The following is a 9088-nucleotide window of genomic DNA, read 5'->3' as shown; positions in this document are numbered from 1 at the left end:
GAGCGGATGGTCGATGCCTGCTCCACAATGCCCAGGAACTCCTCCGCCTTGAGGCTGGCCCCCCCCACCAGGGCCCCATCTATATCCCGCTCCTTGAGAAAGGGGGCGACATTATCTTTTGTGACGCTGCCACCATAAAGGAGGCGGAGGGCCTGGGCCGTGCTTCCACCGCAGCACTCCCCCAGGATACGGCGGAGGAAGGCCATCGTCTCCTGGGCATCCGCAGGGGTAGCCGCCCGGCCGGTGCCGATGGCCCACACCGGCTCATAGGCCACCACCAGGCCGTCAGGGTCGGCAGCACCTTCCAGGGCACCCCGGAGCTGGCGCTCCACCACCGCCTCCGCCTGACCCTTCTCTCTTTCCTCCAGCCTCTCCCCCACGCAGAGGATAGGCTTGAGGCCCCAGGCAAGGGCAGCCCTCATCTTTTTGTTTATCAGCTCATCCGCCTCGCCGAAGTAGTGGCGGCGCTCGGAATGCCCCAGGATGACATACTGGCAGAGGCCCCGGAGCATGAGGGGCGAAACCTCACCGGTGTAGGCCCCCTTCTCCTGAAAATACATGTTCTGGGCCCCTAGGCCGATGGGGGAGCCCTTCAGCGCCCCGGCCAGGGCGGAGAGGGAAATAAAGGGGGGGCAGAGGACCACCTCCACGCCGGGGATGGCCTCCAGTCTCCCTTTCATGGCCCCAACCAGGGCCAGGGCCTCAGGCAGAGTGGTATTCATCTTCCAGTTCCCGGCGATGAGGGGCTTTCTATGCTCCATACTTCACCAGCTTTCCGGCATGGGCCAGGGCCAGGGGGAGAACATGGAGGGAGGGGAAGAGGCCCAGGGCCCCCCGGCCGCAGGCCCTCTCCCCGAATTCAGCAATGCCATCAGGACGGCAGGTGGAGGAGTAGAGAAGGAAGGGCACGGGGTGCCAGCTATGGCCCTTGAGGACAGCGGGGGTGGAATGGTCGCCGGTGACTACCAGGACCTCGGGCTTGAGGGCCAGGACCCGAGGGAGCTGCCCGTCCACCTCCTCAATGACCTGGACCTTGCGGTCAAAGTCCCCATCCTCCCCCGCCATGTCGGCCTCTTTTACATGGAGGAAGAAGAAGTCATAGCGTGCCCAGTTCTGGGCGAGGGTATTGAGGGCGTCCTCCAGACCGGGGCCGGTGGGGAGGACAGCCATGCCCACCAGCTTGGCCAGCCCGCGATACACCGGATAGGAGGCGATGGCCGCCGGACGCACGCGGAAGAGCTCCGACATGGAAGGCAGGCCTGGCACGTGGGAGAAGCCGCGGAGGAGGACCATATTGGCCGTCTTCTCCCCCCGGAGGAGGGCCCGGGCCTGGGCGATGAAGCGGTTGGCCAGCCGGGCCGTGGCCCTGGCCCCCGCCACCAGGGGTTTCACCTCCACGGGGGCCAGGCCGTCCTTCTGGGGGTCCGAGTCAGAGAGCTCGCTCTGTAGCCCGCTGCCCCGGAAGACCACCCCAAAGCGGTGCTCCTTCACCGGCAGGACGAAGAGCTGGACCCCCTCCAGAGCGATAGTAGAGAGCTTCTGGCACAGCCGGGCACTCTCCTCGGTGGAGAGCCTGCCGGCGCGGCGGTCCCGGATATTGCCCTTCTCGTCCAGGGTGCAGAAGTTGCCCCGGGCGGCCACATCCCCGGGCAGGAGCTCAAAGTCAATACCCAGGGCCTCCAGCACCCCCCTCCCCACCTCATACTTGATGGGGTCGTAGCCGAAGAGGGCCAGATGGCCGGGGGCGGAGCCTGGGGTAAGGCCCGGCCCCACGGGCTCAAGCAGGCCCAGAGTGCTCTTCTCCGCCAGGGCATCCAGGTTGGGTTTGCGGGCGCTCTCCAGCTCTGTCTTCCCTGAACCGGGTTGGGGGAGGCCCCCCAGCCCGTCTATCAGCAGGAGGACAATCTTGGAGGGGGTCTCCCTGACCAGGCCGGAGAGCTTTTCCATCATCTTTTCTCCCTTAAAGAGTTGATATAGTCTAGAAAGAAATCGGGTTCATCCAGGCTGATGCGCACCTTCTTTACAGCCAGAGGCAGGCCCAGCACCCGGGCGGGGCAAGGCCGGCTCAGGCTCAGTTCCACCCCCGGGCCCAGCCCCACCAGCATGTCCAGGCTACCCCCGAAGCCAAAGCCGACATGAATGCCGAGGTTAAGGCCAAACCCAGGGGTAAGGCGGCCCAACCTCCGGGCGTCCTGAATGTTCTCCAGCGGGATGAAGGCCCGCGCCAGGCGGCCCATCCCTATCGTCAGTCCCTGGCTGTCCACGCTGACCTGCCCCTGGCCCATGGCCCGGTAGAGGTAAAACATGAGGCCCGAACTGAGGGCCATCACCAGGACGAAAATGACCGTTTCTTGGGGGTCTTCCTGGGCCAGGCTGACTGAGCCGACCACCCCCGCCCCCAACACTCCCAGGGCCGCAACCAGTAGTATCGTGCGCCCCAGGCCGGAGGTGGGCATACGGAAGTTCACCGGCCTTTGTCCTGCAGGGCGGCAATCCCAGGCAGGTCCCTCCCCTCCAGGAACTCCAGAGAGGCCCCACCCCCGGTGGAGACATGGGTGAATTTGTCCATGAGGCCCAGCGCATGGATGGCCTCGGCAGTGGAGCCACCGCCGGCTATGGTGACAGCCTTCAGCCCCGCCAGGACCTGGGCCAGGGCCCGGGTCCCCTGGGATAAATGGGCTATTTCAAAGACCCCCATCGGGCCATTCCACAGCACGGTGCCGCAGGCCTCAAGCTCTTTGGCGAAGAGCTCTATGGAGCGGGGGCCTATATCACCCATAACCCAGCCGGGGGGCACCTGGTCTATGGGGACCGTCATGAAAGAGGCCCCGTCCTTGAGCTCGGCTGCTGCCAGGACATCCACAGGCAACAGAAGCGGGATGCCCTTCTCTTTTGCTTTCCGGGCTATTTCCTGGGCGAGAGCCAACTCTTCAGGCCCTGCATTAAATGGCTTGCCCTGGGCCTTGAGGAAAGGGGCCGCCATGCCGCCCCCGATAAGGAGCTTATCCAGCCGGTCCAGGATGTGGCGGAGCACCCCTGCCTTGTCCTTGACCTTGGCCCCGCCCAGGAGGGCGGCAAAGGGGCGGCGGGGGGTGGAGAGCAGGAAGCCCAGGTGCTCTATCTCCTTCTCCAGTTGGAAGCCGGCTACCGCCGGAAGATAGCGGGTTATCCCCACGGTGGAGGCATGGGCCCGGTGGCAGACGGAGAAGGCGTCGTTGACGAAGATATCGGCCAGGCGGGAAAGGGCCCGGGCGAAACCGGGGGCGTTCTTCTCTTCCCCGGGGTGAAATCGGACATTTTCCAGGAGCAGGACCTCACCCTCCCCCAGACGGGCCACCATAGCCTTCACCCGGGGCCCGACGCAGTCGGGGGCCAGGGCCACAGGCCTTTTCAGCAGTTGAGAAAGCCTTCCGGCCACCGGCTTCAGGCTCAAGCCCTCTACCACTTTGCCATCCGGCCGGCCCAGGTGGGAACAGAGGATGACCCGGGCCCCGGCGCTGATGAGGTGCTCCAGGGTGGGCAGGGAGGCCCGGAGGCGCATATCATCGGTTATCTTCCCTGTGCCGGGGTCCAGGGGGACATTGTAGTCCACCCGGACCAGGACCCTCTTCCCGGCAGCGTCTATATCCAGCAGGCCCTTCTTAGCCATTGACCCCTATCTTACTTCGCCACAAAGGCTTGCCTTCCATCCCTTTGAAAGACCGCAAGCTCGGCATGCGCCGTTTCTGCTTTTCTATGATAGGCTTCAACTTATCATAATCAGCTCTCCAAACCTCGCAGAGCCGGTAATTATGGTCAAGTAAGGCAAGAAGTGCATAGTCAAATCCATGTTTGGAGAAGACTCCAGTCCGACCTACATCTTTGGGCAATCCATCAGACTCGCTTCGACGTGTCTTGATTTGAACATGTAAGCCATTTCCGTCAATGGCATCAAACCCCTCCGAGCGGGAATCCAGCACTAATCGCAACCCTAATCGCCGTCTAAGATGATAACAGACCAACACTTCACCAACTTCGCCAGTGATACCAAGTTTTCGCTTTCCACGCGTTTGCGTTTCATATGACAGGGCTGCATCAATTGCTGCCGCAATTTCCTTAAACAGCTTATCACCAACAGTGATGGCTTCCACTTTGTTCGTTACTTTTCTCATGGTCCCTCCCTCTATGAATTAACCCACCATTACTTATTCACCGCCTCCTCCTATCAATGCCTCCAGTCTATCCTTTATTTGCATGGCCTCCTGGACGGCCTGGGGGGAGGCCTCAAAGACCCCCTTCCCCTGGAGGTCGGCCTGGGCTAGCTCGCGGTGGTAGTTGATAAACCCCAGCAGCTCCCCAGGGGGCGTGTTTTCCTGGATAAACCGCCTTTGAGCTTCGTTCCTGGTCTTGGAGCCCGCCACCAGACAGCGGGTGATGCCCAGGTCCAGGGCCAGCTTCCTTACACTGGCGGCGGTCTGGAGGCTCCTCTGGCCGGGCTCCACCACGATGATAATGGCATCCACATACTGGGCCGTGGCCCTTCCCAGGTGCTCCACCCCCGCATCCATATCCAGGACCACCACCTCGTCCCGCTGGATGAGAAGGTGCTGGAGGAGGGCAGAGAGGAGGGCAGACTCGGAGCAGAGACACCCCCCGCCACCCCTCTTCACCGTCCCCATGACCAGGAGCCAGATGGAGTCCTTCCGGGCGCTGAAGCGCTCGGGGATGTCATCAACACGGGGGTTGAGGCGGAAAAAGCCCCCTGACCGGCCCGGCCGGGACCCGGTCCTCTCCTCTATCAGGTCGGCCATTTCGGCGATGGGGACAATTCGGGCGGAGACCTCGGCGGGCAGGCCCAGGGCAGAAGCCAGGTTGGCATCGGGGTTAGCGTCAATGGCAATGACCCGCTGTCCCTCCCGGGCAAAGACCCCGGCCAGCAGGGCGGAAAGGGTGGTCTTTCCCACCCCACCCTTTCCGGTAACCGCCAGTTTCATCAGAAATTCCTATCTCTGAGGTATGATACCACTTCTTCCAGCCCCTGGTGCTGGGGTAGCCGGGCCTTCTTGAGCTCCCTCAGTGCCCTATTGTAGTAGCCCTGGGCCAGTTTCATGGTATATTCCAGGGCCCCCATCCTGGTGAGAAGGGCCATGACCCTTCCTATGTCCTCCGGGGCGAGGGCCCTTTTCCGATAGAGCCGCCGGAGCTCCTCCCCCTCCCGCCCCACAGCCTTCTCCAGGGCATAGACGACGGGGAAGGCTTTCTTCTTACTCCCTATATCTGGGGAGACCTTGCCCACCACTGCGGCTTCTCCCCCGAGGCCCAGGGCATCGTCCTGGAGCTGGTAGGCCAGGCCCAGGTTGCGGCCGAAGAGACGGAGGGACTCTAAAGCATCCCCTTCTCTACCACCCACAATGGCCCCCAGGGCTATAGAGGCCTCTAGGAGGGCCGAGGTCTTCCCCTGGACCATGCGGAAATAGGTCCTGCGGCTTACCCCTGGCCTTTCCTCCAGGGCGATATCCAGGTACTGTCCCTGGCAGAGGGCAAAGCAGGCCTCGTCCAGCAGCCGGGCCGCCACCAGGACCCGCCCGGCGGGGACCCCTTTCCCCTCCAGCCGGAGGAGGGCGAGGCGGGAGAGGGCAAAGAGGGCATCGCCCGCGTTGATGGCCTGGGCCACCCCCCACCTCTTCCACACGGTGGGGCGGTGGCGGCGGAGGGGGGAGGCATCCTGGATGTCATCATGGACGAGGGAGAAATTGTGGATAAGCTCAACGCTTGCGGCGGCGGGCAGGGCCTGATATGGGTCCCCCCCAACCCCCAGGCACGATAAAAGGCAGAGGGCAGGCCTGAGCCTCTTCCCCCCCTCCAGAGGGTAACTCAGCATCCGGCGGAGGGGCAGGGAGGGGAGAAGGGCATATATCTCTTCTTCCAGGGCCTTAAGGAGAGTCTTCTCCAGAGGGAACATACCCGCCACAGCTACGCCATGTTATCAGCCCCTTCCAGAAGTGTCAAGGAAAGCAGATTTGGCTCCCCACCTCATTGACAGTATGGGCAGATGTCTTCCATAATGGCCTCAGGAGGTGAATGCCGTGACTAAAAACCAGAGTAGCACCGTCCTGGTCACCGGAGCTGCCGGATACGTCGGTAGTGTCCTTTGTGAAGAGCTTCTGCGGAACGACTACAGGGTCATCGCGCTTGACAACCAGAAGCAGGGCCATCGCCAGGCGGTGCCGCCTGGGGCAACTTTCATAGCGGTGGACCTAGCAGAGAGGGAAGCTCTAGAAAGGGTCTTTCTCACCCGCGCCCCGGACGCGGTGATGCATCTGGCGGCCTCCAGCGTGGTGAGCGAGTCAGTAGCCCAGCCCGGGGAGTATTTCAGGAACAACGTGGCGAACAGCATTAACCTCCTGGATGCCATGATGGCCCACGGGGTGAAAAGAATAGTCTTCGCCTCCTCGGCGGCTGTCTACGGGGAGCCCGTTTCCTATTCGGTCAGCGAGCGGGACCCGGCGCACCCCACCAACCCATACGGTGAGTCCAAGCTGATGTTTGAGAGAGTCCTCCAGTGGTACGGCCGAGCTCACGAACTGAGGTCCGTTTCCCTGCGTTGCTTCAACGCCGCGGGTGCCACCCCCCGCTTCGGTGAAGACCACCACCCCGAGACCCATCTCATCCCCAACATGATGAAGGTGGCGCTGAAGCAGGAAGAGCAACTCAACGTCTACGGCACGGACTATGATACCAAAGACGGCACTTGTGTCAGAGACTACATTCACGTGCTGGACATCGCACGCGCCCACATTCTTGCGCTGCGCGCCCTCGATGGCGGCGCAAGTATCTCACCCATCTACAACCTCGGCAATGGCGAGGGCTACAGCGTCTTCGATGTACTGAACGCAGCCAGGGAGGTTACTGGCGGCGAGATACCGATGGTGGTTCAGCCGCGCCGCCCCGGGGACCCGCCCAAGCTGGTGGCCGGCGCTAAGCTCATCCGCAAAGAGTTGGGCTGGCAGCCCCAGTTCCGTGGCCTGAACGACATCATTGCCAGCGCCTGGGAATGGCACCGGGAACACCCAAACGGCTATGGCCAGGGGAGTGTTTGACAGGGAAGATACTAGCCGGGCAGGCGAGCGCCAAGACCCCCTGACCATGTCCAAGACGTATCATAGACGCGGATAGAACGCTTGGTTCGGGACCAAGAGGGCGGGCGTTCAAATCCCCCTGGCTTTCTTTCACCACAGGGAGGGGATGCTCACCTCATTGCGTTCTTCTCATATTCTTTTCCTACGCTCCACAGATAGTTTAGTATCTGCCAGCGCTGTTTCTCGGGGAGACGGGCCTTAAAGGGGGGCATCATGGCGCCGGGGAGATAGCGCCAGTTGCGGGGGGGCGGCCTGCCCTCGCTTATCGTCCAGAAGTAGAAGTCTGGATGCTCCTCCAGGTCCCGGGAGAAGACGGCGCTCATCCAATTGAAGGAGGGTGGCTGTGTTCTCACTGGCCAGTGGCAGCTCGTGCACATCAGCTCATAGAGGACCTGTCCCATCTCCACAGTCTTCTTTTCGCCCCAGGGGAAAGGACTCTTCATCCCTGCATAAGGGGGAGGAATGCCCCGCGGCGGGGGGTTGGGGGTGGCGGGGATGGGATGGAGGACGAAGGCGTCCTCCACAAGCTTCTCATCCCAGTTTAGGATGAAGGCGGCGAGGCCCTGGACCTGGAAGGATGTCAGGGTCCCTCCCTCCTCCCGGGCCCAGGTGGGCATGATTATGACACCCCGAGAGATAGTCTTTTTGAGGCCTTCCTCGTCCAGTTTGGTTGCCCTGAGGGAGGGGCCGATGCCCCCTGTGCCCTGTCGGCCGTGGCAGTAGAAGCAGTTCTGGACGAAGATTTCTGCGGTGGCGAGTTTGTATTCATCTGCCATGCCTTTCTGACGGGAGGGCTCGGTGGACCAGTAGAGCCCGACGCCCAGGAGAAGGGCGACGGTCAGGGCCAGGCCCAAGGCGACCTTCTTGTCGAGTCCGTCGCTCATATTCCGGTGAGTTGGCCTTCGTCAGACCGCTGCGGTTGTACTGCCTTTCCCGTGTTCATCACCAGCTCATGCTACCTTCTGGGCCATCTTGCCGTCGGCGCCCTTCTCGGCCTGGGCCATTGCCTCCTTGTAGACCTTCTCGGCTAGGCCATAAGATCATTCTCGCTCTTTGTTTTTCACGTCCGATTCGGCCTTTGCGAACTTGTTACGTCTGCTTGCCTGATACACGTATTATATATTTTCTCCACGTATTCTCCTATCCGGGGAAAGCGGAAGGTTTTTTGCCTGGCGTTGTTCACTAGGACTATTGAAAAGGCTAATAAAAGGATATTGACTTCTGCTTGGGGGGCGAGCAAAGTGATCGCGTCCTCACCATCGCGCGTCGCTAAACGGGGGTTGACAATTGTCAGAATTGTCACCCTTGGCCGCTTGGCAGTAGTCATATGCGTCGCTCCAAAAAGTGGGCGCTAGCAGGGTGATGAAAAAGTCCCGTAGAACGAGACCTTAGCTTTGGATCTGTCGGATATTTCGTATCTGCGTTTGGTTGGGCACCCCCTTTTTCAGCAGCCTGCTAGTACTACTACGTTAAGGTAAGAGGAATCCATACGCCACCGGATGACCTTGCCACAGGAGGGACAGATTCCTGTCCAGCGGGCCAGCATGCGCTGGAGTTCACGACGTACCATTGGAAGGAACCAGCGCTGCCCAGAAGTTTTTTTTCAGAGTGACATGGTGATGCCATCCTTGCCAGGTACGTCCTTCGTAGTTGTCCAAACCCAGCTCATCCTTGAGCTGCTGGTAGCCCTGCTCAATCCACCATCGTATCTTGGCCAGACGCACCAGGCTGATGAGACTCGTTCCCTCGGGAAGATTGGCGAACCAGAATTTGGTGGGCACTGCCTCCTCTTCAGGCCATTCCGCCAGCAGCCAGAGAGTCTCCTCTTTGTCGCCGCCATGCTGATAAGAATGGCTGGGCAAGACGCGTATGGCAGCAAAACGACTCGTCATGGGTCCCTTGGACCCCTCGCGCCAAGTGATGTGCTGCCAGCCCTCCTGAGACAATCCCTGACTCACCTCAGCCACGCT

Annotated in this window: 10 protein-coding genes; 1 reads left to right on the top strand and 9 read right to left on the bottom strand. The window is 61.4% G+C overall.

What is annotated here, in order from left to right; genetic code table 11:
- The 7 genes from tpiA to KJ624_00855 form a co-directional block, all read right to left on the bottom strand.
- A partial coding sequence (tpiA, locus tag KJ624_00885; protein ID MBU2008397.1) for a triose-phosphate isomerase occupies positions 1-761 on the bottom strand: 761 nt, incomplete at its 3' end.
- Positions 751-1947, bottom strand: a complete 1197-nt coding sequence (locus tag KJ624_00880) for a 2,3-bisphosphoglycerate-independent phosphoglycerate mutase (GenBank protein MBU2008396.1) — start codon at positions 1945-1947, stop codon at positions 751-753. The genes tpiA and KJ624_00880, both read right to left, overlap by 11 nt.
- A complete protein-coding gene (locus tag KJ624_00875; GenBank protein MBU2008395.1) occupies positions 1947-2468 on the bottom strand; it encodes a hypothetical protein in 522 nt (173 codons plus the stop codon). The genes KJ624_00880 and KJ624_00875 overlap by 1 nt, the downstream gene beginning before the upstream one ends.
- Positions 2465-3649 carry a phosphoglycerate kinase gene (locus KJ624_00870; protein MBU2008394.1) on the bottom strand — a complete coding sequence of 395 codons (1185 nt, stop codon included), beginning with the start codon at positions 3647-3649 and terminating at the stop codon, positions 2465-2467. The genes KJ624_00875 and KJ624_00870 overlap by 4 nt, the downstream gene beginning before the upstream one ends.
- On the bottom strand, positions 3642-4151 hold the full coding sequence (locus KJ624_00865; GenBank protein ID MBU2008393.1) for a hypothetical protein: 510 nt from the start codon (positions 4149-4151) through the stop codon (positions 3642-3644). Before KJ624_00865 ends, KJ624_00870 begins: the two co-directional genes overlap by 8 nt.
- Positions 4152-4184: 33 nt before the next feature.
- Complete coding sequence (locus KJ624_00860; GenBank protein ID MBU2008392.1) at positions 4185-4973, bottom strand: AAA family ATPase; 789 nt, start codon at positions 4971-4973, stop codon at positions 4185-4187.
- The gene (locus KJ624_00855) at positions 4973-5950 is read right to left on the bottom strand and encodes a polyprenyl synthetase family protein (protein MBU2008391.1); all 978 of its coding nucleotides are present in this window, start codon (positions 5948-5950) and stop codon (positions 4973-4975) included. The genes KJ624_00860 and KJ624_00855 overlap by 1 nt, the downstream gene beginning before the upstream one ends.
- A 115-nt stretch (positions 5951-6065) precedes the next feature.
- On the opposite strand from KJ624_00855, the gene galE reads away from it, so the two are divergent.
- Positions 6066-7079 (top strand): UDP-glucose 4-epimerase GalE, encoded by a 1014-nt coding sequence (gene galE / locus KJ624_00850; protein ID MBU2008390.1) that lies wholly within the window; start codon positions 6066-6068, stop codon positions 7077-7079.
- 149 nt (positions 7080-7228) lie between these two features.
- Here galE and KJ624_00845 read toward each other — a convergent pair whose 3' ends face one another.
- Together KJ624_00845 and KJ624_00840 are read right to left on the bottom strand one after the other, a co-directional pair.
- Positions 7229-7972: a c-type cytochrome gene (locus KJ624_00845; protein MBU2008389.1), complete on the bottom strand. Its 744-nt coding sequence runs from the start codon at positions 7970-7972 to the stop codon at positions 7229-7231.
- Between the two features lie 702 nt (positions 7973-8674).
- On the bottom strand, positions 8675-9088 hold a 414-nt coding region (locus tag KJ624_00840; protein MBU2008388.1), incomplete at its 5' end, for an IS701 family transposase.

The sequence above is a fragment of the Chloroflexota bacterium genome (genome assembly GCA_018825785.1).
GTDB lineage: Bacteria > Chloroflexota > Dehalococcoidia > JACVQG01 > JAHKAY01 > JAHKAY01.
The sequence above is the reverse complement of the archived record's forward strand: the minus strand, read 5'-3'. Positions and strand labels throughout refer to the sequence as shown.

Coding starts and splice junctions, on each gene's coding strand:
- KJ624_00865 (MBU2008393.1), bottom strand. CDS start 4,151: ATGAGAAAAGTAACGAACAAAGTGGAAGCCATCACTGTTGGTGATAAG.
- KJ624_00880 (MBU2008396.1), bottom strand. CDS start 1,947: ATGGAAAAGCTCTCCGGCCTGGTCAGGGAGACCCCCTCCAAGATTGTC.
- KJ624_00870 (MBU2008394.1), bottom strand. CDS start 3,649: ATGGCTAAGAAGGGCCTGCTGGATATAGACGCTGCCGGGAAGAGGGTC.
- KJ624_00860 (MBU2008392.1), bottom strand. CDS start 4,973: ATGAAACTGGCGGTTACCGGAAAGGGTGGGGTGGGAAAGACCACCCTT.